General features: G+C 47.0%; 26 protein-coding genes and 1 pseudogene. 25 read left to right on the forward strand and 2 right to left on the reverse strand.

From position 1 onward, the window contains the following. Nucleotides 1-9: 9 nt before the first annotated feature. Complete coding sequence (locus AC08OG_RS10715) at nucleotides 10-1026, reverse strand: Gfo/Idh/MocA family protein (protein WP_482929486.1); 1017 nt, start codon at nucleotides 1024-1026, stop codon at nucleotides 10-12. 149 nt (nucleotides 1027-1175) lie between these two features. Between AC08OG_RS10715 and AC08OG_RS10720 the strand changes: the two genes are divergently transcribed. Next, the gene (locus tag AC08OG_RS10720) at nucleotides 1176-1688 is read left to right on the forward strand and encodes a peroxiredoxin (protein WP_292355804.1); all 513 of its coding nucleotides are present in this window, start codon (nucleotides 1176-1178) and stop codon (nucleotides 1686-1688) included. Nucleotides 1689-1745: 57 nt separating this feature from the next. Here the strand turns inward: AC08OG_RS10720 and rpiA are convergent, their stop codons facing one another. Continuing rightward, on the reverse strand, nucleotides 1746-2447 hold the full coding sequence (gene rpiA / locus AC08OG_RS10725; RefSeq protein ID WP_482929487.1) for a ribose-5-phosphate isomerase RpiA: 702 nt from the start codon (nucleotides 2445-2447) through the stop codon (nucleotides 1746-1748). 85 nt (nucleotides 2448-2532) lie between these two features. Here rpiA and AC08OG_RS10730 point away from each other — a divergent pair. The 24 genes and pseudogenes from AC08OG_RS10730 (at nucleotide 2533) to AC08OG_RS10845 (ending at nucleotide 23037) form a co-directional block, all read left to right on the forward strand. Continuing rightward, nucleotides 2533-3418: pseudogene (locus AC08OG_RS10730) on the forward strand (fructosamine kinase family protein). Between the two features lie 6 nt (nucleotides 3419-3424). Continuing rightward, nucleotides 3425-3895, forward strand: coding sequence for a low molecular weight protein-tyrosine-phosphatase (locus AC08OG_RS10735; RefSeq protein ID WP_482929488.1), 471 nt, complete (start codon nucleotides 3425-3427; stop codon nucleotides 3893-3895). Between the two features lie 67 nt (nucleotides 3896-3962). Further along, a complete protein-coding gene (nhaD, locus tag AC08OG_RS10740; protein WP_292354061.1) occupies nucleotides 3963-5435 on the forward strand; it encodes a sodium:proton antiporter NhaD in 1473 nt (490 codons plus the stop codon). A 108-nt stretch (nucleotides 5436-5543) separates the two neighbouring features. Further along, nucleotides 5544-6611: a 3-deoxy-7-phosphoheptulonate synthase gene (locus tag AC08OG_RS10745; RefSeq protein ID WP_292354059.1), complete on the forward strand. Its 1068-nt coding sequence runs from the start codon at nucleotides 5544-5546 to the stop codon at nucleotides 6609-6611. 277 nt (nucleotides 6612-6888) lie between these two features. Next, nucleotides 6889-7470 (forward strand): electron transport complex subunit RsxA, encoded by a 582-nt coding sequence (gene rsxA, locus AC08OG_RS10750; protein WP_226072788.1) that lies wholly within the window; start codon nucleotides 6889-6891, stop codon nucleotides 7468-7470. Nucleotides 7471-7473: 3 nt separating this feature from the next. After that, a complete protein-coding gene (gene rsxB / locus AC08OG_RS10755) occupies nucleotides 7474-8034 on the forward strand; it encodes an electron transport complex subunit RsxB (RefSeq protein WP_292354055.1) in 561 nt (186 codons plus the stop codon). Further along, nucleotides 8031-9560, forward strand: a complete 1530-nt coding sequence (gene rsxC, locus AC08OG_RS10760; RefSeq protein WP_482929489.1) for an electron transport complex subunit RsxC — start codon at nucleotides 8031-8033, stop codon at nucleotides 9558-9560. The genes rsxB and rsxC overlap by 4 nt, the downstream gene beginning before the upstream one ends. Next, nucleotides 9560-10591, forward strand: coding sequence for an electron transport complex subunit RsxD (gene rsxD, locus AC08OG_RS10765; RefSeq protein WP_482929490.1), 1032 nt, complete (start codon nucleotides 9560-9562; stop codon nucleotides 10589-10591). Before rsxC ends, rsxD begins: the two co-directional genes overlap by 1 nt. Further along, nucleotides 10588-11226, forward strand: coding sequence for an electron transport complex subunit RsxG (gene rsxG, locus AC08OG_RS10770; protein WP_292399623.1), 639 nt, complete (start codon nucleotides 10588-10590; stop codon nucleotides 11224-11226). Before rsxD ends, rsxG begins: the two co-directional genes overlap by 4 nt. Continuing rightward, entirely contained in the window at nucleotides 11223-11912 is a 690-nt protein-coding gene (locus AC08OG_RS10775; protein ID WP_292354047.1) for an electron transport complex subunit E, read from the forward strand. Before rsxG ends, AC08OG_RS10775 begins: the two co-directional genes overlap by 4 nt. 2 nt (nucleotides 11913-11914) lie before the next feature. Further along, the gene (nth, locus tag AC08OG_RS10780; RefSeq protein ID WP_292354045.1) at nucleotides 11915-12565 is read left to right on the forward strand and encodes an endonuclease III; all 651 of its coding nucleotides are present in this window, start codon (nucleotides 11915-11917) and stop codon (nucleotides 12563-12565) included. Then, entirely contained in the window at nucleotides 12565-12999 is a 435-nt protein-coding gene (locus tag AC08OG_RS10785) for a DUF1841 family protein (protein ID WP_292354044.1), read from the forward strand. Before nth ends, AC08OG_RS10785 begins: the two co-directional genes overlap by 1 nt. A gap of 2 nt (nucleotides 13000-13001) precedes the next feature. Beyond that, nucleotides 13002-14006, forward strand: a complete 1005-nt coding sequence (locus AC08OG_RS10790; protein WP_482929491.1) for a zinc-binding alcohol dehydrogenase family protein — start codon at nucleotides 13002-13004, stop codon at nucleotides 14004-14006. Between the two features lie 58 nt (nucleotides 14007-14064). Further along, a complete protein-coding gene (locus AC08OG_RS10795; protein WP_292354040.1) occupies nucleotides 14065-14556 on the forward strand; it encodes a c-type cytochrome in 492 nt (163 codons plus the stop codon). 142 nt (nucleotides 14557-14698) lie between these two features. After that, entirely contained in the window at nucleotides 14699-17518 is a 2820-nt protein-coding gene (locus tag AC08OG_RS10800) for a monovalent cation/H+ antiporter subunit A (RefSeq protein ID WP_482929492.1), read from the forward strand. Continuing rightward, a complete protein-coding gene (locus AC08OG_RS10805) occupies nucleotides 17518-17910 on the forward strand; it encodes a Na+/H+ antiporter subunit C (protein ID WP_292354036.1) in 393 nt (130 codons plus the stop codon). Before AC08OG_RS10800 ends, AC08OG_RS10805 begins: the two co-directional genes overlap by 1 nt. Further along, entirely contained in the window at nucleotides 17907-19436 is a 1530-nt protein-coding gene (locus tag AC08OG_RS10810) for a monovalent cation/H+ antiporter subunit D (RefSeq protein ID WP_292354034.1), read from the forward strand. The genes AC08OG_RS10805 and AC08OG_RS10810 overlap by 4 nt, the downstream gene beginning before the upstream one ends. Continuing rightward, nucleotides 19433-19930, forward strand: coding sequence for a Na+/H+ antiporter subunit E (locus tag AC08OG_RS10815; RefSeq protein WP_292399638.1), 498 nt, complete (start codon nucleotides 19433-19435; stop codon nucleotides 19928-19930). Before AC08OG_RS10810 ends, AC08OG_RS10815 begins: the two co-directional genes overlap by 4 nt. Continuing rightward, nucleotides 19924-20193 carry a K+/H+ antiporter subunit F gene (locus AC08OG_RS10820; protein WP_292354030.1) on the forward strand — a complete coding sequence of 90 codons (270 nt, stop codon included), beginning with the start codon at nucleotides 19924-19926 and terminating at the stop codon, nucleotides 20191-20193. Before AC08OG_RS10815 ends, AC08OG_RS10820 begins: the two co-directional genes overlap by 7 nt. Nucleotides 20194-20201: 8 nt before the next feature. Beyond that, entirely contained in the window at nucleotides 20202-20519 is a 318-nt protein-coding gene (locus AC08OG_RS10825) for a Na+/H+ antiporter subunit G (protein WP_292354027.1), read from the forward strand. 1 nt (nucleotide 20520) lies between these two features. Further along, the gene (locus AC08OG_RS10830; protein ID WP_318988046.1) at nucleotides 20521-20994 is read left to right on the forward strand and encodes a YaiI/YqxD family protein; all 474 of its coding nucleotides are present in this window, start codon (nucleotides 20521-20523) and stop codon (nucleotides 20992-20994) included. Between the two features lie 59 nt (nucleotides 20995-21053). Then, the gene (locus AC08OG_RS10835; protein ID WP_482929493.1) at nucleotides 21054-21320 is read left to right on the forward strand and encodes a hypothetical protein; all 267 of its coding nucleotides are present in this window, start codon (nucleotides 21054-21056) and stop codon (nucleotides 21318-21320) included. A 186-nt stretch (nucleotides 21321-21506) separates the two neighbouring features. Continuing rightward, the gene (locus AC08OG_RS10840) at nucleotides 21507-22061 is read left to right on the forward strand and encodes a sigma-70 family RNA polymerase sigma factor (RefSeq protein ID WP_482929494.1); all 555 of its coding nucleotides are present in this window, start codon (nucleotides 21507-21509) and stop codon (nucleotides 22059-22061) included. A 1-nt stretch (nucleotide 22062) separates the two neighbouring features. Then, nucleotides 22063-23037, forward strand: coding sequence for a FecR family protein (locus tag AC08OG_RS10845; RefSeq protein ID WP_482929495.1), 975 nt, complete (start codon nucleotides 22063-22065; stop codon nucleotides 23035-23037). The last annotated feature ends 113 nt before the right edge of the window (nucleotides 23038-23150 follow it).

Raw genomic sequence — 23150 nt, forward strand, 5'->3', positions numbered from 1 at the left:
CCTTTTTTGTTAATCCAGTTTTATCGTTTTGCCCTCTTTAACCGACTGCAATGTAGCCACAATCGCTTTGCAGTTAGCCCGTGCATCCTCCAGGCTGAGTAATGGAGCACTATTATTCAACACGCAATTGGAAAAATGTTCGATTTCGTTAACAAACTGATCGGCAGCGGGCACTTCAACCGTTTCATGTTGGCCCGCCTCGGTCCACCACGAAATCTTGGCGGGTTCGTCAGCCGGTTGCCAGGTGGCATGACAGGTGACTCCGCCTAAAGTGCCAATAATTTCGTAGACACTGCGGCGGGCATGTTGAAAACTCATCTCAAACTGGGCGAATTTTCCTTCACCATAATCAAAAATACCGGTCAGACTTAAGTCAGCACCGTGCTCATTAAGATTAGCCACCGCAGTAACGGCTTTGGGCTCCTCTTCAAACCATAATCGAGCAGTATGAATGGCATAGGGGCCAATATCCCACATTGCTCCACCACCATTGGCAATGGGTCGATTAACCCGGTATAAACGGGCCGGTTTCATTGGAAAGGCAAAACGGCTACTGACGGTTCTGACTTCGCCAATAACACCAGATTCGATAATCTCCCGAACTGCATCATGCTGAGGATGAAAACGATACATAAACCCTTCCATCACCGTCACGCTCTTTTCTTTAGCAGCCTGGGTAATGGCATCAATATCTTTAACCGTGAGAGCCATCGGTTTTTCAATCAACACATGCTTGCCATGAGCAATCGCTTTTAATGCCCATTCAGCATGTTCTTCATTGGCCATTGGTAAATGGATCACATCAATATCAGGATGCGTTAATAAAGCTTCAGGGTCATCCCAGGCCTGAATATCGTTATCTGCCGGGGCCAGTTTTTCAATTACTTCCGCTGCAGCCCCTTTACGACGGCTAGCCACAGCGATTAACCGCGCATTGCTGGCTTGCGTAATGGCTGGTATGAGTTTTTCAGTGACACGCGCTGCACCGAGAATGCCCCAGTTCAGAATGTTTTTATCTGCCGTCATTTTTTTCTCCATCAATCATTTGTGCTATCCATCATAACGATTTAAGTTGATTGCACCAAACTTGAAAGTCCCTGCAATAATCAGTGTTTATATCTCCTGACATATGGCTTATGCTAACCAGTCAGCTTATTTATCCATAAGGAGAGATTATGACAATCGAAGTTGGACAACAAATACCCGATGGCAAACTCACAGAGTGTGTGGAGTTTGATCCTCAGAATGGCTGCCCGATGAATCCATCTCCGATGGATGTACGTGAAATGGCAAAAGGCAAAACCATTGTTTTATTCACGGTTCCCGGCGCTTTTACCCCTTTATGCTCTTCTCAACATCTGCCCGGTTTTATTGAACATGCTGAAGAATTAAAAGCCGCTGGCGCTGATGAAATCTGGTGTTTAGCGGTGAACGATGCATTTGTTATGGCGGCATGGGGTCGTGAACAAAAGGCCAATGGCAAAGTACGCATGATGGCAGACGGTAGTGCGGAATATATTAAAGCATTAGGTCTGGATCGTGATTTAACCGGTGGTGGAATGGGTGTACGTTCATTCCGTGCAGCGATGATCATTACCGATGGCGAAGTGAAATACATTGGTGTTGAAGGTTCGGGTGAGTTTGGTAAATCCAAAGCCGAAACCATTCTTGAAGAATTAAAAAAATAAACCAATTACGTTATCTGTTTGCTGAAAGGGCAGTGTTGATCACTGCCCTTTTTTTATTCAGGCCTGCAATAACTTGACGCCGTCAGATGAGCCAACAAACACGGCTTTGGCAACATCAGCAAAAATCCCATGCTCAACTACTCCCGGCATCACTGTCAGTAAAGCATTGATCTGTGCGGTTTCAAACGTCGTAAACTGCATATCCAGAATCAAATTCCCTGCCGCACTGTAAGCAACATTGTCTCCCGCGGCATTTAATCTCAAACTGCCTTTGGCCTGTAATTTGGACAAGCGATTCAATACCAGCTGTGCTGCCTGCGGGATTACCTCAATTGGAATGGCATTTTTTTCACCTATTTTGTTCACCATTTTGCTTTCATCGACCATCACATAAAAGGCTGTGGCATGACTGGCAAGCAACTTTTCACAAACCAGATCCTGCCCTCTGCCCTTCAGTAAAGTCATATCGTTGGTGACTTCATCTGCTCCATCGACATACATATCCAGATGCGACAGATGCTCTATGGCAATAACTCTAAGCCCGGCCTGTTCGGCCTTAACCCGACTGATCACAGAGCTGGCGACCACTTGAATATCCAGTTGATTTTCTCGTTGACGGCGAGCCAATTCATCAATAAAAAGATTCGCTGTTGATCCTGTTCCCAGCCCCACAATCATGCCATTGTCGACAATTTCAGCGGCTTTGATTGCCACTTGCTGTTTGGGGCTTTGTGGCGTGGCCTCGGTATCAGTAGACATTGACAAACTCCTTGAATGTTTTGGCAAAATTACCGTTTCAGCTTAGCATGGTTAAACCGCCTGCTCATCTTTGATGGAGAAATTTATGGCTCAACTCAATGAAATTATTCAGCAAATTGAAAGCGTCACCGGACTAAGTTGCCATCCGCATCAACTGTCTTCCATCGGAGGAGGTTGCATTAATACAGCGTATCAATTGAAAACGCCCGACAAGCAATTCTTTATCAAGGTAAATAGCCCAAACCTGGCGGATATGTTTGTCGCAGAAGCGCAGGGCCTGCAGGAGATGGCCGCATTGAATGCTGTGCGAGTCCCGGAAGTAATCTGTTTCGGCACCGCTGATGGACATAGTTATCTGGTGCTGGAATATATTGCTTTAGGCGGCATGCGCGGTGGCGCGAATGCCAAACTCGGTGAACAACTGGCCCTGCTCCACCAACAGCCCCAACCCTATTTTGGTTGGCACATGGATAATACCATTGGCAGCACGCCACAATTAAATGATCGCTCAAATAATTGGGTGGAGTTCTGGCAACAGCAGCGTTTGGGCAAACAACTGGAATTTGCTGCAAGCAATGGTTTCAGAGGCAGTCTGCAAAAAAATGGCGAACGGCTTATTGATGAGTTGCCCGCCTTTTTTACCGATTATCAGCCACAAGCCTCCCTGTTGCACGGTGATCTGTGGGGGAAATGCTGCCGGTGATGAACAGGGTAATCCGGTGATATTTGATCCGGCCTGTTACTACGGTGATGCCGAAACCGATTTGGCGATGACCGAATTATTTGGGGGGTTTGGCGGCGATTTTCATGCGGCTTATCGCAATGTTCGTGCTGTCGACTCAGGCTATCGCACACGCAAAACGCTTTACAACCTTTATCATATTATTAATCATCTCAACCTGTTTGGTGGCGGCTACCTCGGTCAGGCCGACGCCATGATTTCACAATTACTGGCCGAGCTACGGAGTTAGTTACGAATGAGTCAAATCAAAGTGTTATTTGTCTGCATGGGCAATATCTGTCGTTCTCCCACCGCCGAAGGCGTTTTTATCAGTTTGCTGAAAGCTAAAGGTACCAGTGACAAATTTCTAATCGACTCGGCCGGTACCCATGCCTACCATGTGGGCGAACCACCTGATGCCCGGGCCCAACAAACGGCCAAACAGCGTGGTATTGATTTGTCTTTTATCAGAGCCCGCAAGTTTCGCTATGAGGACTTTGAGCATTTTGATTATATTCTGGCAATAGATAAGGACAATCTGGAGATTCTTCAGCAAGCCTGTCCGAGCGAACACCAGCATAAGGTCAAGCTGTTTCTCGATTTCGCTGAAGGACGTGATGAGACCGATGTTCCCGACCCGTATTATGGTGGTCAGAATGGGTTCAACCATGTATTTGATTTGGTCACAGATGCGGCAGAAGGTTTCTATCGCACAGTTCTAAAATAACAGTTGTCATTCCAGTGATGAGGGGTATCATTTAGCGCTTTTGCTCCCCCATTTTCAGGAAGTCATTATGCCCGTCTCAGGCCTTTTCAAGTCTTTTACCGGTTGGTCATTATTTTTATTGGCCATGCTTTTCTCCCCCTCAACATGGGCAGTAGAAAATGTCGCATTACTTGATTTAACCGGACACTGGGTCGGATTTGCCGCCTTAGCGATATTTTTCATTGCTTATGCGTTGGTAATCGCTGAAGAGCATATCCATATGCGTAAATCCAAACCGGTCATTGTGGCGGCCGGTCTGATTTGGGGATTGATTGCCCTGATTTATTCACAGCAGACTGATCCGGTTTTTCATGAAACAGCTGGCATTATGATTCGGCATAATCTGCTTGAATATGCTGAGTTATTTTTATTCCTGCTGGCAGCAATGACCTATATCAACACCATGGGCGAACGTGGTGTATTTGATGCTATTCGTGCCTGGCTGGTGAATAAGGGATTTTCATTAAGAACTATTTTCTGGTTGACGGGTTTAATGGCGTTTTTCATCTCGCCAGTCGCTGATAACTTAACCACGGCTCTATTGATGGCAACGGTGGTGATGGCGGTTGCTGGCAATAATCACAAATTTATTGCGGTCGCTTGTATCAATATCGTTGTGGCAGCCAATGCCGGTGGTGCCTTCAGTCCTTTTGGTGACATTACCACCCTGATGGTGTGGCAGAAAGGTGTTTTGGCTTTCCATGAATTCTTTGCTTTATTTGTCCCATCATTAGTCAATTGGTTAATCCCGGCAGCCTTATTGTCTCTGGCGATTAAAAATGTTGCCGCTATCGCTGTACATGAATATGCACCGCTTAAATCTGGTGCGATGATCGTGGTTGGATTATTTATTCTCACCATTGCCATGGCCGCCAGCAGTCATCACTTTCTTCACCTGCCCCCCGTACTGGGCATGATGACAGGACTCGGGTTTCTCAAGTTGCATGGTTATGTCCTTAAAATGAATGATAAACGTCTTTTAAATAAGAAAGAGATTGACGGGCAAGCTGCATTTAATATTCAGGATGAAACACAGCAAAAAGCACCTTTTAATATTTTCGAACAATTGCAACGCGCCGAATGGGACACGCTGATGTTTTTCTATGGCATTATTTTATGCGTCGGAGGTTTGGGAACAATCGGCTACCTGAGCGTGGGCTCTGAGTTTTTATATGGTCAGCTAGGCGCCACCACCGCCAACATTATGGTGGGTCTGATTTCCGCAGTTGTCGACAATATTCCAGTGATGTTTGCTGTGTTATCGATGATGCCGGAGATGAGTCAAGGTCAGTGGTTATTGGCAACGTTAACCGCTGGTGTCGGTGGTTCATTGCTATCCATTGGTTCTGCAGCAGGGGTTGCTGTGATGGGTCAAGCCCGCGGTATTTATACTTTTATGTCTCACCTGAAATGGATTTGGGCAATCGCACTGGGCTACATCGCCAGCATCTGGGTTCATCTTTGGTTGAATGCAGATTTATTTACGGTGGTATTGCCATAAGGTCCGCTATTGAGAAAAATCAAGCGACCGTAACAACTTGAAATAGCGAAAAAGGCCCCGAAGTATTACAATTGCCGATTATTTTTTTGAACACAAATCAGGTTGAAAATGCGTTACAACACAGATGACTTACGCATCGTTGGAATACAGGAAGTATTACCGCCAGCGCAATTGCATGAACAATTACCGATCTCGGATGCGGCATCTGAAACTGTGTTTAACGCACGCACAGCCTGTCAGAACATTCTGCATCACCGTGATGATCGTCTGATAGTTATTATTGGTCCCTGCTCTATTCACGATCCCAATGCGGCACGTGACTATGCCAGCCGTTTACAGCCGTTGATTCATGAACTGGCTGATGATCTGCATATCATCATGCGCGTTTATTTTGAAAAGCCACGTTCCGTTGTCGGTTGGAAGGGTCTGATTAACGATCCCTACCTTGATGGCAGTTTCCAAATCAATGATGGTCTGCACATCGCGCGAAAACTATTACTGGATTTGGCAGAAATGGGAGTGCCGGCGGCAACCGAATATCTGGATCTGATCAGTCCACAATACATTGCAGATTTGGTTTCATGGGGTGCTATCGGCGCACGCACTACTGAAAGTCAGGCTCATCGAGAACTTGCATCGGGTTTATCCTGCCCGGTCGGATTTAAAAATGCTACTGACGGTGGATTGCAAATCGCAGTAGATGCCTGTCTATCAGCATCAAAACCCCATCACTTTATGTCTCTGACCAAAGACGGACATTCCGCTATATTCTCTACCACGGGAAACCCCGACTGCCATGTCATTCTCCGCGGCGGGAAAAAACCTAATTATGATCAAACCAGTATTGATGAGGCAGCCGAAGTCATTGGCCGTAGCGGTCAGCCGGTTCGCATGATGGTTGATTGCAGTCATGCCAATAGTGGTAAGGATCACCTGCAGCAGGAAGTTGTTGGTCGATTGCTGGCTGAACAAATTGCCTCTGGTGATAATCGTATTATCGGTTTGATGCTGGAAAGCAATCTGGTGGCAGGTAGACAGAATGTCGAAGCGGATAAAGAACTGGTTTACGGCCAAAGTATTACGGATGCTTGTATGGCTTGGGAGAACAGTGAGCCACTGTTACGTGAATTAGCAGCTGCAGTCAGACAGCGTCGCAAGAATTCCGCTGCTGCTTAGGGCTTGTTGATCTTTCATATCCACCACTGCTGGCGGCTATTTTTGTGACCGGCAAGGCGGAGATGAAAGATCAAACAATGGAATCTTTGCTGCGTTTCATGGTCAGATTGCAAACTCGTTGCAACGGTCCTAAGTCCTTCAACATCAAGCCTTAACCTCTATCGCAACGCTACATAAAAAGCGTTATTAAGCTATACTATTCGGTTCGTAATTTATATTTGAATCAGGATTAAGCGTGAATCCAAGTGAATTCCTGAGAAAATCAGTAGGTTATTAAATGGCTGACTATGCCCTAATTTTGATAAGCACCATTCTGGTGAACAACATTGTGCTGGTGAAATTCCTTGGCCTGTGTCCGTTCATGGGTGTTTCCCGTAAGCTGGAAACAGCAATGGGCATGGCACTGGCAACCACCTTTGTGTTGACCTTATCTTCTATCAGCAGCTATTTGATAAATGAATATCTTTTGTCTCCGCTGGGCCTTGAATTCCTGCGCACCATCAGCTTTATTTTTGTCATTGCAGTCGTCGTACAGTTCACTGAAATGGTGGTGCATAAAACCAGCCCTCTGCTGTATCAGGTGCTGGGTATTTTTCTCCCGTTGATTACCACTAACTGTGCCGTATTAGGTGTTGCACTGCTTAATGTTCAGGAAAAACATGGCTTCCTTGAGTCTGCTTTGTATGGCTTCGGAGCTGCTGTCGGCTTTTCAATGGTCTTAATCATTTTCGCAGCAATGCGTGAACGTTTGGCCGCCGCTGATGTGCCTGTCCCTTTTCAGGGTGCCGCAATCGGGCTGATCACAGCCGGACTGATGTCGATGGCCTTTATGGGCTTTGCCGGATTGGTGAAGGTCTAACGTATGCTGACAGCCATCATTGCCATCACGCTGCTCGCGTTGGTCCTTGGACTTGTACTCGGATTTGCTTCAATCCGCTTCAAAGTCGAGGGTGATCCAATTGTTGATCAAATCGATAAAATCCTGCCACAGACACAATGCGGACAATGCAGTTTTGCCGGGTGTCGCCCGTATGCTGAAGCGATTGCTGCCGGTGAAGTTGATATCAATCGTTGTCCCCCGGGCGGTGAAACCACTATTCAGGCGCTGGCCGATCTGCTGGATGTAGAACCCAAACCACTGGATGAAGAATGTGGTGTGGAAAAACCCAAGACACTGGCCGTAATAGATGAAGATCGTTGCATTGGTTGTACGCTGTGTATCCAGGCCTGCCCGGTAGATGCCATTCTGGGTGCAGCCAAACATATGCATACCGTTATCGCTGATGAATGCACCGGCTGTGAATTATGTGTTGAACCTTGTCCGGTAGATTGTATTGATATGGTCGAAACCCAACCAAATCCACATACCTGGCGCTGGCCGGATCCTTCCCATGTTGATTTGCAACGGAGGACCGGCTCATGAGTGCACCGTTAAGCAATTTCCCCGGTGGACTGAAACTGCCAGGACATAAAAAACGTTCTACGCAGCAACCGATTCGCAAAACACCATTGAGCAAACAATTGGTATTGCCCCTGCAACAGCATATCGGTGCAGCGGCCGTGCCCATTGTCGAAGTTGGCGATAACGTATTAAAAGGCCAGCGTATCGCCAGAGCGGAAGGACATGTTTCAGTATGTCTGCATGCTCCCACCTCTGGTGTGGTCAGCGCCATTGGAGAACATGCTATTCCGCATCCTTCCGGGCTTTCAGCACCTTGTATTACCATCGAAACCGATGGTGAAGATCGGTGGATTGAACGCCAGCAAATAGCCGATTTCCGTCAACACTCCGCACATGAGTTACGGCAGATTATTCGTGATGCAGGCATTGTCGGTTTAGGTGGAGCCGGTTTCCCCAGCTTTATAAAACTCAATCCGGGTGTACACCATACTGTCGAAACCTTATTGATAAATGGTGCTGAGTGCGAACCCTACATCACCTGTGATGACATGCTGATGCGTGAACGTGCCGATGGCATTCTTGATGGTGTCGAGATCATGTTATTTGCGCTGCGAGCTTCCCGCTGTATTCTGGCGATTGAAGATAATAAACCTGAGGCGATTGCGGCAATACGCTATGCCCTGACCGGCAGACCGCATTTATCGCAAACCGAAATTGTCATTGTGCCGACCCGTTATCCAACCGGTGGCGAAAAGCAGTTGATTCAGGTGGTCACCGGCAAACAGGTTCCTACCAATAAATTACCGATTGATATTGGGATCGTCTGTCATAACCCGGGGACGGCCTATGCTGTGGGTCGTGCGATTCTGCATGGTGAACCGCTGATTTCAAGAGTCGTGACGGTTACCGGTACTGATGTCCCTCACGCCGGTAATTTTGAAACATTATTTGGTACTCCGATCAAAGATTTACTGGATTTTTGTGAAACCAAACGTCAACCCGATGAGCCCTTTATTCAGGGTGGGCCGATGATGGGTTACAGCTTGGCTGGTGATGATTTACCTATCACCAAAACCGCCAACTGTATTCTGGTCGGGGTGGATGATGTTGCCCCACCTGCTCAGCCGTTACCGTGTATTCGTTGTGGTGATTGTGCAGACGTCTGCCCTGCCAGTTTGTTACCACAACAGCTTTACTGGTATTCACGCGCCAAAGATTTTGAACAAACCCGTAATTACAATTTATTTGATTGTATTGAATGCGGTTGCTGTGATTATGTATGTCCCAGCAAAATTCCGCTGGTCTCCTACTTCCGGTTTTCCAAAACCGAAATCATGAATCAGCAACGTGAACAGCAAAAAGCTGATCTGGCTCGTGAGCGTCATGAAAGCCGTTTGGCCAGACTGGAACGCGAAAAGCAGGAAAAAGAAGAGCGGCAGCGGCAGCGTAAAGCTGCGTTGGCGGCTTCCAAAGCAGCCAAAGCCAAAGAAGAAGAATCCACCACAAACGCAGAATCAGCAGATTCGGTTAATGAGGAAAAAGCCTGATGCCCATTTTTCGGCTGAGCCCACCGTTTTTAGCTGGAGCTAACCGCGTCACCTTACAAATGCTGCAAGTGCTTGTCGCACTGGTACCAGCAGTAATCGCTATGACATATTATTTCGGTCCCGGTGTGCTGATTAATGTCACCCTTGCTGTGGTGGTTGCCCTGATCAGCGAAGCGGTGATGCTTAAACTTCGTCATCGGCCATTAAAGCCTTTCCTGAGTGACGGCAGCGCTGCGGTAACTGCTATTTTACTGGCATTAGCTATCCCGCCACTTTCGCCATGGTGGATGACGGTAATTGGTGTGACCTTTGCCATTATCTTCGCCAAGCACCTTTATGGTGGTCTGGGTTATAACCCGTTTAATCCGGCGATGGTTGGTTATGTTTTGCTTTTGATTTCTTTTCCGCTGGAAATGACCACCTGGTTACCCGTGCAGTCGATGGCTGAGCAACCAATGGGATGGTTAAGTGCCCTGCAATTAATTTTTACCGGTCAGTTTAATGGTTTGGGCATTGATGCTTATTCAGGTGCAACACCACTTGATGCAATGAAAACCCAGATTGTATTGGATCGACATCCTGAATTTATCAGTAGTCAGGAATTGTTCGGCATGGCCGGTGGGCTGGGCTGGGAATGGATCAATATCTGGTTTGCTTTGGGTGGTATCTGGTTAATTTACCGCAAAGTCATTAGCTGGCATGTTCCTGTCGCCATGATTCTGGCTTTGCTTATCATCAGTAGTATTACCACGTTAATTGACCCCACTGTGTCAGGGTCACCATTATTTCATTTACTCAGTGGTGGCACCATGCTGGGGGCATTCTTTATTGCGACCGATCCGGTCTCGGGTTCTACCACCTTGAAAGGTCGTATTGTATTTGGTGCCGGCGTTGGCATTCTGACCTATGTGATTCGTATCTGGGGCGGCTATCCGGATGGCGTTGCCTTTGCCGTTATTTTGATGAATATGCTGGTACCGTTAATCGACTATTACACTCAACCACGTGTATATGGTGGAGCAACACGATGAAAGCATTATGGAATCAACCGGCATTTCGAGTTGGGCTGATGCTGGCTGTGTTTGCTATTGTGGCCACCACTCTGGTTGCTTTTACTGAAGAAAGTACTCGCGAACAGATCAGAGAAAATGAACGTCAGGCCCTACTCGAAGCGATAAATGTGCTGGTGCCTAAACAAGAATATGACAATAATATCCTGAGTGACACTCTCGTGTTACCGCCGACGCCGCAATTAGGTACCGAGGAGCCAACCGTTGTTTACCGAGCCAGAAAAAACGGTCATCCCGTGGCAGCAGTATTAACCGCTGTGGCTCCTGATGGTTACAGTGGCAGTATCAAAATTCTGATTGCCATATACACGGATGGCACGCTGGCGGGAGTTCGGGTTATCAGCCATAAGGAAACACCTGGTCTCGGCGATAAAATTGATGTGCAACGTGATGACTGGATCCTGCAATTTGCCGGACTATCACTGGAATCACCGGATGAATCACGTTGGAAAGTTAAAAAAGATGGCGGTGAGTTTGATCAATTTACCGGTGCGACGATTACTGCACGTGCCGTAGTCAATGCCATTAAGCGTACACTGGAATTTTTTGAAGCAAATAAGGGTAAGTTGTTTATCCCGGCAGAGGAAAACACATGACAATCTACAATCAGATTATTAAAGAAGGTCTGTGGAAAAATAATCCGGCTTTAGTGCAATTATTGGGTTTATGTCCATTGCTTGCAGTGACCAACACCGTCATCAATGGCCTGGGGCTGGGACTTGCCACCATCCTGACATTAGTGGCTTCTAACGGTATTATTTCCATGCTGCGCCACCAGATTCCCGATGAAGCACGATTACCGGTGTTTGTCTTAATCATTGCGTCAATTGTAACGGCCATTGAATTATCAATGAACGCCTGGTTCCATGAGCTTTACCTGATCCTGGGTATTTTCATTCCGTTAATTGTCACCAATTGTTCGATTATTGCCCGGGCAGAAGCCTTTGCTGCACGTAATCCTGTTACCCCGTCATTACTTGACGGTTTGATGATGGGTATCGGTTTTACCGCCGTGCTGGTACTGCTGGGTGGTATGCGAGAACTGCTTGGCCAGGGCACCTTATTCAGTCAGGCACATTTAATGTTTGGTGAGGCTGCACGTGGTTTAACCATTACCGTCATCGATGATTATCGTGGATTTCTTATTGCGATTTTGCCACCTGGCGCCTTTATTGGTCTGGGACTTATCGTGGCATTGAAAAATGCAATTGATGCCCGTGTGGCGAATCGGACCGAGAAAGTGAAAGCTGAAGTACTGACTCCGCAAACCACCACAGGCTAACGATGAATCAAACGCAGCGGCAACAATTTTTCAGCAGACTGCGCGATCACAACCCATCGCCCACTACCGAGCTGAACTACAAGACGCCGTTTGAATTATTGATCGCCGTGATCCTGTCCGCGCAGGCAACCGATGTCGGCGTCAATAAAGCTACCGATAAACTCTACCCGGTGGCCAACACACCCCAGGCCATTCTGGACTTGGGTCTGGATGGTTTGAAAAGCTATATCAAAACCATCGGACTGTTTAACAGCAAAGCGGAAAACGTCATCAAAACCTGCCAGCAGTTAATCGACAAACATGGTGGTGAAGTACCAGATGATCGCGAAGCGCTGGAAGCACTACCCGGCGTCGGCCGTAAAACCGCCAATGTTATTCTCAACACCGTTTTTAAACATCCGGTCATGGCCGTGGATACGCATATCTTTCGACTGTCGAACCGAACCGGTCTGGCGAAAGGCAAAAATGTCCGTGAAGTTGAAGATCGATTGATGAAGGTGATCCCGGACGAATTCAAACTTGATGCCCATCACTGGCTGATCCTGCATGGCCGCTATGTTTGTACCGCCAGAAAACCGCATTGTGATCAATGCATCGTTACCGATTTATGTGATGAATACCGGCGTACTCAACGCCAGCGGAAAACAGCCTGATGGCCATTTTCAGTCAGGATCGTGATGCGTTACGCCAGCAATACCATGATGTATGGCAAAAAATGCAATCCGGACAAATACTTACCGCGCTCGAACAAATGATTGCCGATGTGATTGTGTTACATCCGGAATATCACAACCTGCTCTCCTCCCCGATTCAACCCGGTCAGGAGTATTTTGTGGAAAATGGGCAGACCAACCCCTATCTGCATATGGGCCTGCATATTGCGGTGCTTGAACAGCTTTCCACTGATCGTCCAGCCGGAATCGTACAGGCCTATCAGCGGCTAATCGCCCAAACGGCTGATGAGCATAAAGCACAGCATATGATGGTTGACTGTCTGGCAGAACAGTTGTGGTTGGCCCAGCAAAACCAACAACCGCCATCCGAAACCGCTTATCTCAATGCACTTCAACGCTTAACGGAGAAATAGTTATGCAAGCATTACAATTTCACCATGCAACCGGCCCCGCCCAACGTGTTCAAAAAGAAATGCCCAAAGCCACGGGTTACGATGTTGTGGTCTCAGTAGAAGCTGTCGCGGTTAATCCGGTGGATCTGAAAGTGAAATCAACTATTCAGGATGCCTCCAATGGCAAAACCATCGGTTGGGATGCTGCTGGAATCATCACTGACGTTGGCGAACAATGTCAGAACTTTCAGGTGGGGGATAAAGTCTTCTATGCCGGTGATATTGGCCGTGATGGCTGTTACGCAACTCATCAACTGGTGGATTCACGGATTATTGCCAAAGCGCCAAAATCATTGCAGCCCCATCAGGCAGCTGCGTTACCACTCACAGCTTTGACAGCTTGGGAGTCGCTGTTTGATCGACTGAAAATTGATGCAGAAAAAGATAGCGATAAAACCTTATTAATTATTGGCGCTGCCGGTGGTGTCGGATCGATGGCGATTCAGCTGGCAAAACAACTCACCAGCCTCAAGGTGGTTGCCACGGCATCACGGCCAGAAACACAAAAATGGTGTAAAAAATTAGGTGCGGATGTGGTGATTAGTCACAAAGGTGAGTTGAAAGATAATTATCAGGCAGCAAATTTGCCAGCTGCAGATTATATTCTGTGTCTGAATGACAGTGATTATTACTACCCGCAAATGGTTGAACTGATTGCACCTCAAGGGTTAATCGCCCTCGTGGTCAGCTTCCAGCAACCAGTGGATTTGAACCTGTTAAAAAACAAAAGCGCCGGTCTGGTATGGGAGTTTATGTTTACCCGTCCTAATATGAAAACAGCTGATATTCAGCAACAGGGCTATATTCTGCAACGTATTGCAGAGATGGCTGATTTAAACCAGTTACAACCTGTTTCGCAGCAGCATTTTGATCAGTTAACGCCACAAACACTTGATCAGGCTCATCATTTATTAAGCCTGGTTCAAACAATCGGAAAAATCACGCTTGGAGCGCTATCTGATACATAGCGCGGCTGAACATATGCCCGTATAATTAATGCCACTATTATGGAGTCAGAGGTAAACCATGCAATCTTCTAATACACCAAAGTACCTGATCGGCAGTTTAATTGTTGTCGGGGTATTGTTTTTAATCGCTAATTTAATTTTGTCGAATATGCTGTCTATTGCCGACAATGTAGTCGAACCTGAGCCCATGGATGCTGAAGCAATTGCAGAGCGATTAAAACCAGTAGCCAAAGTAAACATTGGTGAAGAACAGGTTGCAGAGGCTCCCACAGCTGAGGAAACTGAGGCTGCAGATGATGCTGCCGATGCTAGCGTCGGTAAACAAGTTGTGACTCAGGTTTGTGCGGTCTGCCATTCAACCGGTATGATGAATTCGCCCAAAATTGGTAATGCAAATGATTGGGCTCCCCGTATCGAAAAAGGCATGGATACTCTCTATACTCATGCTATCAACGGTTTTAATATGATGCCGGCACGTGGTGGCAATCCAAAACTGAGTGATGATGAAGTTAAGGCTGCCGTCGACTACATGACCTCTTCGGCTGAATAACCGATAAAAATATTAGTCCGTGAGCACCGAACATATTCGGTTCTCACGGATAACTGAAAACTCAGCGAGTAAAATTTAATCATTCTAAGCCACATGCTGAAACGATTATCGTCTAGCATCGACAGGGATCACATTAGCCGCCATGAGCTTACTCAGTTTTAATCTTCCCTTAGCCGCACTCCTCCCATTTGCAGCCGCTCCACTTGCTGCATGGTCTACCCGATACAATCGATTGGCTTCTGCCTGGGTAGCTGGACTGACAACATTGTTAACGTTGGCGATTCTATTCCCGTCCATGCAAGCTGTATTTGCTGGCGAAACCCTCATTCAACAATGGTCATGGCTACCAGCTATTGGTTTTAACATTGCCTTCAGGCTTGATGGCTTAGCGCTGTTATTTGCCTTGCTGATTCTGCTGATCGGTCTGCTTGTTATTTTTTATGCTCGCTACTATCTTTCAGCCAAAGATTCTATGGGACGGTTTTACGCCTATATGCTGATGTTTATGGGCTCTATGCTGGGCATCGTATTATCTGAAAACCTGTTGCAACTGGTCGTATTCTGGGAACTCACCTCAATAACGTCATTCCTGCTGATCAGTTATTGGCAGCATCGTCAGGATGCCCGTCAAGGTGCGAGAATGGCCTTAGCGATCACCGGCGCAGGTGGTTTGGCCTTATTGGGTGGCGTGTTATTACTGGGCCATATTGTTGGCAGTTATGAACTGACTCAAGTGCTGGCGTCGGGCGATTTAATCAGAGGTCATGATTTATATCTGCCGACATTGCTACTGATTTTGCTGGGGGTATTCACCAAATCAGCGCAGTTTCCATTCCATTTCTGGCTGCCGCATGCGATGGCTGCCCCTACCCCGGTCTCAGCTTATCTGCATTCTGCCACTATGGTGAAAGCCGGTATCTTTTTACTGGCGCGTTTTTTCCCGGCTTTATCGGGTACCCCGGAATGGAGCTGGCTGGTCGGTACGGCCGGTATGCTGACCTTGTTGATCGGTGCCTATGTCGCTTTATTCAAGCATGACCTGAAAGGGCTTTTGGCCTATTCAACCTTAAGTCATCTGGGGCTTATTACCCTGTTATTCGGCTTTGGCAGCCAAATGGCACTGGTGGCAGCGATTTTTCATATCATTAATCATGCAACCTTTAAAGGTTCACTGTTTATGGTCGCCGGTATTATTGACCACGAATCCGGTAGCCGTGATATGCGTAAACTGAACGGCTTATTCAAAATGATGCCGCATACGGCAATGCTGGCCATGATCGCCGCCGCCGCAATGGCCGGTGTCCCATTACTGAATGGTTTTTTGAGTAAAGAGATGTTTTTTGAACAGGCGATCAGCGCGTCAGATACCACACTGGCAGCCTGGACCATCCCGGCATTAGTCACCCTGGCCGCTATCTTCTCGGTCGCTTATTCACTGCGCTTTATCCACGATGTGTTCTTTAATGGTGAACCAATTGATTTGCCTAAAACACCTCATGAACCACCGCGTTTTATGAAAATACCCGTCGATATTCTGGTGGTGTTATGTCTCATTGTTGGGGTAGCCCCAATGTTACTGATTGGGCCGATTCTGTCTGTAGCGGTTGCCGCTAGTCTGCAGGCCCCGGCTCCGGAATTCAGTCTGGCCATCTGGCATGGCTTTAACTTGCCATTGATGATGAGCTTTATTGCCCTGGTGTTAGGGGTGGCGGTTTATACCGTACGACATCGTCTGTTTGCCTGGCATGACAGATGTTTACACGGGATTGAAGGTAAAGCCGTGTTTGACTGGCTGCAGTGGAAAACCATCCGGTTTGCCAAAAAAGTAACCGATTATTTTGATCAAACTACCTTACAACCTTCCGTGAGCTGGGTGATTGGCGGTGCATTGGTGCTCAGCATCCTGACGTTCTTCCAGTTTAACTCACCATTATTCGGTGACAGAGCTTTAATGGAAGCCGATGTCATCACCATTCTGATGGCATTGACGTTGATTGTGGCCAGCCTGTTAACAGTCGTTTTGCATCATCAGCGCCTGACTTCTCTGATCAGTATCGGCGTGGTCGGTCTGGTGGTAGCGTTGGGATTTGTGAAATTCTCAGCCCCGGATTTGGCTCTGACCCAACTTTCTGTTGAGGTGGTGACCATCGTGTTGCTGCTGTTAGCGTTATTCTTTTTGCCACAGCACACCCCTCAGGAACGTAGCTATATCCGTTTAAGCCGTGATGGAATTATTTCCATCTCTGCTGCTGTTGCGGTATTCCTGTTGACCATGGCTGTATTGAGTCGTGAATATACTTCCATTGCCAACTTCTTTATCGAGAATGCCAAACCGGGTGGTGGTGGTACCAATGTGGTCAATGTGATTCTGGTTGATTTCCGTGGTTTTGATACCTTAGGTGAAATAGTCGTGCTTGCATTGGCCGGTCTCGGGGTCTTTGCCATGCTGGAAGGACTCAAGCTTGCTGCACCAGCAAAAGATGTTGAAGGTCTGGAATGGAGTCATGATCCACACCCACCGATCATGCAGACTCTGACCCGGCTGCTGTTCCCATTAATGTTGATGGTTGCAGTGTATATATTCCTTCGTGGCCACAACCTGCCAGGTGGTGGCTTTATCGCCGGCCTGATTGCTTCGGTTGCATTGATTTCACAATATCTTGCTAACGGTATCGACTGGACCAATGAGCGGTTGCGGACCGATATGCATCAGGTAATGTGGCTGGGTCTATTGATCGCTACCGGTACAGGTATCGTTTCCATGTTACTGAGCTATCCATTCCTGACATCTGCGTTTACCTATCTGAACTGGCCCGTAGTGGGTAAATTTGAAGTGGCCAGTGCCATAGCCTTTGACTTAGGGGTATTTCTGGTGGTGGTTGGCGCCACAGTTATGATTCTGGTTGAGCTTGGCAAACTGAGTCATGCTGCACATTTCATCAATGTTGAGGATATCAAGTAATGGAGTGGCTAATTGCCAGTGTCATTTCCGTGATGACAGGTTGCGGAGTGTATCTCACACTTAGAGCAAGAACCTTTCCGGTAGTACTGGGATTGACTCTGCTTGCCTATGCAGTAAACGTCTTTCTGTTTAGCATGGGCCGTTTGCAAATCGGCATCCCGGCCGTTATTGATCCTGCTGCTGCAGCTTACACAGATCCCCTGCCTCAAGCTTTGGTATTAACGGCTATCGTAATTGCATTTGGTATGACGGCTTTCCTCATCGTACTGGCTCTAAAAGCCCGTAGCGAGCTGGGTAATGATCATGTTGATGGCTTGCATCGCTCAGATGATGAACTGAAAGCCACTAAACATAACACTACAAAGACAGAAACTGAACGGAGCCAATCATGAGTCCGTTTACTATTTTGCCGGTTTTATTGCCGTTAATTGGCGGCATCCTGATGCTGATGGCTCGTCCCATAGGCATTGATACACAACGTATTTTAAGTCTGATTTTAACTACTCTGTTGGTGGGTGTGAGCCTTGTCAGCTTCCAACTGGCCAACAGCGAGATTTATCAAGTCGTGCTGCTTGGCAACTGGCAAGCGCCTTTTGGCATTGTCATTGTGCTGGATCGCCTATCGGCACTGATGTTGTTGCTGACCTCCCTTCTGGCGTTGGGCGCGTTATGGTATGCGATTCGTAACGATACCGATAAACAGGGTCAGCATTTTCATGTGTTATTCCAGTTGCAACTGTTCGGCCTGAACGGTGCATTTATGACGGGCGACGTATTTAACCTGTTTGTATTTTTTGAAGTGCTACTGATCGCCTCTTATGGCTTATTACTCCATGGCGGGGGGCGTTTAAGAACCCGTGCAGGTCTGCATTACGTGGTGATCAATCTGGTAGGTTCAACTTTATTCCTGTTCGCTGTTGGCACGCTTTACGGCATTCTGGGGACTTTGAATATTGCTGATATGGCCATCGCCGTGCGAAACGTATCAGAGGCGGATCAAGGCATCGTTGCCACCGCGGCCGTCTTGTTACTGGTGGTCTTTGGTATTAAAGCTGCCATGTTTCCGCTATATCTGTGGTTACCCGGCGCTTATGCCTATACCTCTGCTCCAGTCGCAGCATTATTTGCGATTATGACCAAGGTTGGTCTTTACGCCATTATCCGGGTCCATGGCACGATCTTCGGCGAAGAAGCCGGTGATTTAGCGTTTGTGCATATTGAATGGGTATTGCTACTCGGTTTAATAACATTGGCTCTGGCCGCTTTGGGTGTGCTGGCCGCCCGTGCATTACGTCGTCAGGTCGCCTATTTGATACTAGCGTCAGTCGCTACCTTAATGGTTGCCATCGGTATCAATAATGAAGCCGCCCTTGCTGCCGCTTTGTATTACTTAATCCATTCCACCATGCTTGGTGCAGCAATGTTCCTGATAGCCGATGTGATTATGAAAGGCCGTGGCATTTATTCCGATTCGTTTACCAAAGCCATTCCGATTGATCGGCCAATAATCGTCGGTTCAGTGTTTATGCTGTTAGGTATCGCCTTAACCGGTATGCCACCGTTATCGGGTTTTTTCGGTAAGGTGATGATTTTACATTCTGCTCTTAACCATCCTTGGTTTGCAGCCATTTTGAGCGTGATATTAACTGCCGGTTTAGTGATGATCATCGCGGTAGTCCGTTCGGGTTCATTATTGTTTTACAGTGTGCAAAAGGAAGAAGGTCAAAAAACCAGTCCTTTAAATAAGTCGGCTTTCGTGGCTGTTTTCCTGCTGATGCTGGTCAGTCCATTAATGGTAATGTTTGCTAAACCTTTAACTGATATGACCACTCAGATTGCTGGACAGTTATTCAACGGTCAGGCATATATTGATGCTGTATTAAGTACAGTTCCATATGGAGGAGATAACAGCAAATGATTCTTCAGCGACTATTTCCCCATCCATTCCTCACGCTGATTTTGTGGGGTATCTGGTTATTATTGAATAACACCATCAGCCCTGGTCATATCGTGCTGGGCGCAGTGTTGGCAATTTTAATTCCGTGGCTGACCTCCAGTTACTGGCCTGAAAAAATCAGTATTCGGCACCCATGGATGTTATTGCTCTATGTGCTTAGAGTATTGTATGAAATTCTGGTAGCCAACGCCGTCGTAGCCAAATTGATCCTGGGGCCTCAAAAGAATTTAAAACCGGGCTTCCTGCATTATGAACTGAAATTAACCAGTTCTGTCGGCATCGGGCTGTTAGCCAATACCATTTCTTTAACACCAGGAACGGTCAGTTGTGATCTCTCAAAAGATCGTCGCTATTTACTGATTCATGCGCTACATATTGATGACGTTGAAGCGATCAAAGCTGATATTCATCGCAAATTCGAGAAGCCATTGCTGGAGATATTTGTCACATGCTAAATCTGGCCTTATCACTCGCATTCATCATGGTCGGTTTAGCGATTTTGCTAAGCTTTATCCGGCTGATTATTGGTCCGAATACACCAGACCGAATCCTGGCTTTGGATACCTTATACATCAACTCCATTGCATTGCTGATTCTGCTGGGTATAAACCTGCAAAGTGCTCTGTATTTTGAAGCGGCTTTATTAATCGCGGTAATGGGTTTTATGGGTACGCTCGCGCTAAGCAAATATCTGCTGCGCGGCGATATCATGGAATAGAGGCAATTATGCTTGAATGGGTCTTAGCTATCTTGATTTTAATAGGTGCGTTTTTCACGCTGGTGGGTTCAATCGGCCTGTACAAACTATCCGATTTTTATATGCGCTTGCATGGCCCGACCAAGGCCAGCACACTTGGCGTGGGAGCTATTCTGATTGCCTCGGCAATTCATTTCAGTTTTAAAACAGATGGTGTCAGCTTGCATGAAATCCTGGTGACGCTTTTCCTCTTTATTACTGCACCGGTAAGCGCACATCTGATGGCAAAAGCCGCCATTCATATCAAAGTTAAACAGGTGGAACGTACCCGCCAGTTGGAAAAATAAATTGACCGAAGTTGAACCACGTAAGCCCCAAATCTGGGTTGATGCCGATGCCTGCCCGGTGGTAATAAAAGAAATCCTCTATCGTGCTGCTACCCGAACAGAAACCCAAACCACTTTTATTGCCAATCATAGCTTAAGATTACCGCCCTCACCTTTTCTCAAATTCCAGCAGGTGCAATCCGGTTTTGATGTCGCGGACAATGAAATTGTCGAACGTCTGATGAAAGGTGATTTAGTCATCACCGCCGATATCCCGCTTGCCGCCGAAGCGATTGAAAAAGGCGCATTGGCTTTAAACCCAAGAGGTGAACTGTATACTACAGACACTATCAGCGCCCGACTGACCATGCGTAATTTTATGGAAACCATGCGTAGCAGCGGCGAACAGATGGGCGGCCCACCGGCTTTTAATCAACGTGATCGACAAGCGTTTGGTAATCAACTGGATAAGTGGTTACAAAAGGCAAAGCGTTAAGTCGGAATTCTCCCTGCTATCAAATAGTCTTACTTTTGATGTCACTAGAGGTAAACAACATGAGCAATAAATCTAAATCTACTCAGGCGAAAAGTCCTAACGGCCCGGAAAATGCTGTGGACAACAGCACCACCTCGCCTAAAAGCTCAGTTGAAGTCAGTGACAAAGCAAAAACTAAAAAAGATAAACCGAGAAACGAACGCGATTTAATACTCAATCATGAAGATGCGCAGGCCGCCAGCCCTGATGATATGGCTGCCTGTGGCGAAGAAGATGTAGGTGCCGGTCTGGAATTTTTAGTGACACGCAACGATCATGATAAGTAAGCACTGATCGAACATTTTTTCTCCACTCCACACTTTTTCACTAGCCTTACATCAATCATTTACTCAGCATGCTGAGTAGCAATACCATTCATTGTGCTTCCTGACTTACAGCTCACTTGCGATGTTTTATTTTAATCAATAGAATGATATTGATTCTCATTACCAAATAGCATTCAGGAGCTTTTCGTGAGCAGTGCCCAATCTGTCATCCACCATCATGTACAGGTGCTGTATAGCGAACATCATAACTGGCTGAAAGGCTGGTTATCCCAGCGATTGGGCAATAGTACTGAAGCCGCTGATCTGACTCAGGATACGTTTCTCCGTCTCCTTGGTTTGCCCTCATCGCGCCACTTTTCCAGCAGCGATCAGGCGCGCAGTTATTTACGAGCTACCGCCAAAAACCTCTGTATCGACCTCTGGCGTCGAAAGGAAATTGAAAAAGCCTGGCACGATACACTTTCCAGCTATCCGGAAGAAACCGCGCCTTCAGCAGAAAGACAGGTAGCAGTATTGGAAGCCCTGGAAGAAATTAATCTGATGTTGAGTGAGCTTCCGGCCAAAGCCGCCAAAGCATTTCTCTTAGCTGTGGTCTGCCAGATGACCGATGCCGAAACAGCCGTTCAATTGGGTGTATCGGATCGCATGGTGCGTAAATATGTGGCTCAGGCCATGTTGGCCTGCTTGAAATTGCAAGCCTCGCAAACAACTCGCGAACTCATTTCTGAACCACAATCATAAAATGGCTGAACCTTCTCATCAGACGTTGGAAGAAGCCGCCGAATGGTTTGCCATCCTTCGTGATGGTCAAGCCAGCAATGACCACAAATCAGGCTGGCGTAAATGGCTTGATGCCAAACCTGAGAATAAAACCGCCTGGCTTTACGTGGAAAGAATCAGCCAGGGTTTCCAGCCCTTACAGCAAACACCCGACCCGCATAGCACAGCTGACAATCTATACAATGCCAATCAAAGATTACGTCAACGCCGCCGACTTCTCAGTGGCATGGCCAGTATTGCTGTGATTGGTTTAGCAGGTCATTTTAGCTGGAATAGAAAATGGCTGCCTGACAGTGTGATGGCATTGGCTGCTGACTACCACACCGGTGTCGGACAACAAACTGATATCACGCTGCCAGATGGCACGCAGGTATGGTTAAACACAGCGAGTGCCATCAATGTTGATTACACGACCCAACAAAGACGCATTGAGTTACTCCATGGTGAGATCTTTATCGAGACAGCAAAAGATGTCAGAAGATCATTCGTTGTAGATACGGTGCATGGAAGATTAACGGCGCTCGGAACACAGTTTAACGTGATGAATCAGCAACAGGATATCGAGCTTACCGTCTATGACGGTTCAGTGTCTGTTCATACCAATAACGACCACTATGTTGAACTTCAAGCAGGTGAAACCAGCCGTTTTAATGAAAGCCAGATAATGCCAAAACAAAATGCTGTAACTGCCCGACAGGCCTGGAGGCAGGGATTGTTAGTCGTAGAAGATATGACACTGCAGGAGCTGATTGCCGAGCTTAACCGTTATCAATATGGCTATATCAATATCTCTGATGAGGTTGCTCAGCTGAAAGTGTATGGCAGTTTCCCGCTAGCGGATACTGACCGTGTTTTGGCAATGCTCACCAGCGTTTTGCCCATACAGGCACGTCAGGTGTTTCCAGGGTGGATCATTCTGGAACCAATACAGAGTTAAATTTCAATTTAATCAAACACCTACAGATTGTTTTCGTTTTATTTCAAATTATGGTTCCGGGTCTACACGCCTCATCCGTTTATATCTGTATCAACACTAAACTCGATGAGGTA

This window comes from Methylophaga sp. F7 (genome assembly GCF_056863975.1).

Excerpts from the sequence above, each read along its gene's own strand:
- AC08OG_RS10715 (WP_482929486.1), bottom strand. The coding sequence starts at position 1,026 with ATGACGGCAGATAAAAACATTCTGAACTGGGGCATTCTCGGTGCAGCG.
- AC08OG_RS10720 (WP_292355804.1), top strand. The coding sequence starts at position 1,176 with ATGACAATCGAAGTTGGACAACAAATACCCGATGGCAAACTCACAGAG.
- rpiA (WP_482929487.1), bottom strand. The coding sequence starts at position 2,447 with ATGTCTACTGATACCGAGGCCACGCCACAAAGCCCCAAACAGCAAGTG.
- AC08OG_RS10735 (WP_482929488.1), top strand. The coding sequence starts at position 3,425 with ATGAGTCAAATCAAAGTGTTATTTGTCTGCATGGGCAATATCTGTCGT.
- nhaD (WP_292354061.1), top strand. The coding sequence starts at position 3,963 with ATGCCCGTCTCAGGCCTTTTCAAGTCTTTTACCGGTTGGTCATTATTT.
- AC08OG_RS10745 (WP_292354059.1), top strand. The coding sequence starts at position 5,544 with ATGCGTTACAACACAGATGACTTACGCATCGTTGGAATACAGGAAGTA.
- rsxA (WP_226072788.1), top strand. The coding sequence starts at position 6,889 with ATGGCTGACTATGCCCTAATTTTGATAAGCACCATTCTGGTGAACAAC.
- rsxB (WP_292354055.1), top strand. The coding sequence starts at position 7,474 with ATGCTGACAGCCATCATTGCCATCACGCTGCTCGCGTTGGTCCTTGGA.
- rsxC (WP_482929489.1), top strand. The coding sequence starts at position 8,031 with ATGAGTGCACCGTTAAGCAATTTCCCCGGTGGACTGAAACTGCCAGGA.
- rsxD (WP_482929490.1), top strand. The coding sequence starts at position 9,560 with ATGCCCATTTTTCGGCTGAGCCCACCGTTTTTAGCTGGAGCTAACCGC.
- rsxG (WP_292399623.1), top strand. The coding sequence starts at position 10,588 with ATGAAAGCATTATGGAATCAACCGGCATTTCGAGTTGGGCTGATGCTG.
- AC08OG_RS10775 (WP_292354047.1), top strand. The coding sequence starts at position 11,223 with ATGACAATCTACAATCAGATTATTAAAGAAGGTCTGTGGAAAAATAAT.
- nth (WP_292354045.1), top strand. The coding sequence starts at position 11,915 with ATGAATCAAACGCAGCGGCAACAATTTTTCAGCAGACTGCGCGATCAC.
- AC08OG_RS10785 (WP_292354044.1), top strand. The coding sequence starts at position 12,565 with ATGGCCATTTTCAGTCAGGATCGTGATGCGTTACGCCAGCAATACCAT.
- AC08OG_RS10790 (WP_482929491.1), top strand. The coding sequence starts at position 13,002 with ATGCAAGCATTACAATTTCACCATGCAACCGGCCCCGCCCAACGTGTT.
- AC08OG_RS10795 (WP_292354040.1), top strand. The coding sequence starts at position 14,065 with ATGCAATCTTCTAATACACCAAAGTACCTGATCGGCAGTTTAATTGTT.
- AC08OG_RS10800 (WP_482929492.1), top strand. The coding sequence starts at position 14,699 with ATGAGCTTACTCAGTTTTAATCTTCCCTTAGCCGCACTCCTCCCATTT.
- AC08OG_RS10805 (WP_292354036.1), top strand. The coding sequence starts at position 17,518 with ATGGAGTGGCTAATTGCCAGTGTCATTTCCGTGATGACAGGTTGCGGA.
- AC08OG_RS10810 (WP_292354034.1), top strand. The coding sequence starts at position 17,907 with ATGAGTCCGTTTACTATTTTGCCGGTTTTATTGCCGTTAATTGGCGGC.
- AC08OG_RS10815 (WP_292399638.1), top strand. The coding sequence starts at position 19,433 with ATGATTCTTCAGCGACTATTTCCCCATCCATTCCTCACGCTGATTTTG.
- AC08OG_RS10820 (WP_292354030.1), top strand. The coding sequence starts at position 19,924 with ATGCTAAATCTGGCCTTATCACTCGCATTCATCATGGTCGGTTTAGCG.
- AC08OG_RS10825 (WP_292354027.1), top strand. The coding sequence starts at position 20,202 with ATGCTTGAATGGGTCTTAGCTATCTTGATTTTAATAGGTGCGTTTTTC.
- AC08OG_RS10835 (WP_482929493.1), top strand. The coding sequence starts at position 21,054 with ATGAGCAATAAATCTAAATCTACTCAGGCGAAAAGTCCTAACGGCCCG.
- AC08OG_RS10845 (WP_482929495.1), top strand. The coding sequence starts at position 22,063 with ATGGCTGAACCTTCTCATCAGACGTTGGAAGAAGCCGCCGAATGGTTT.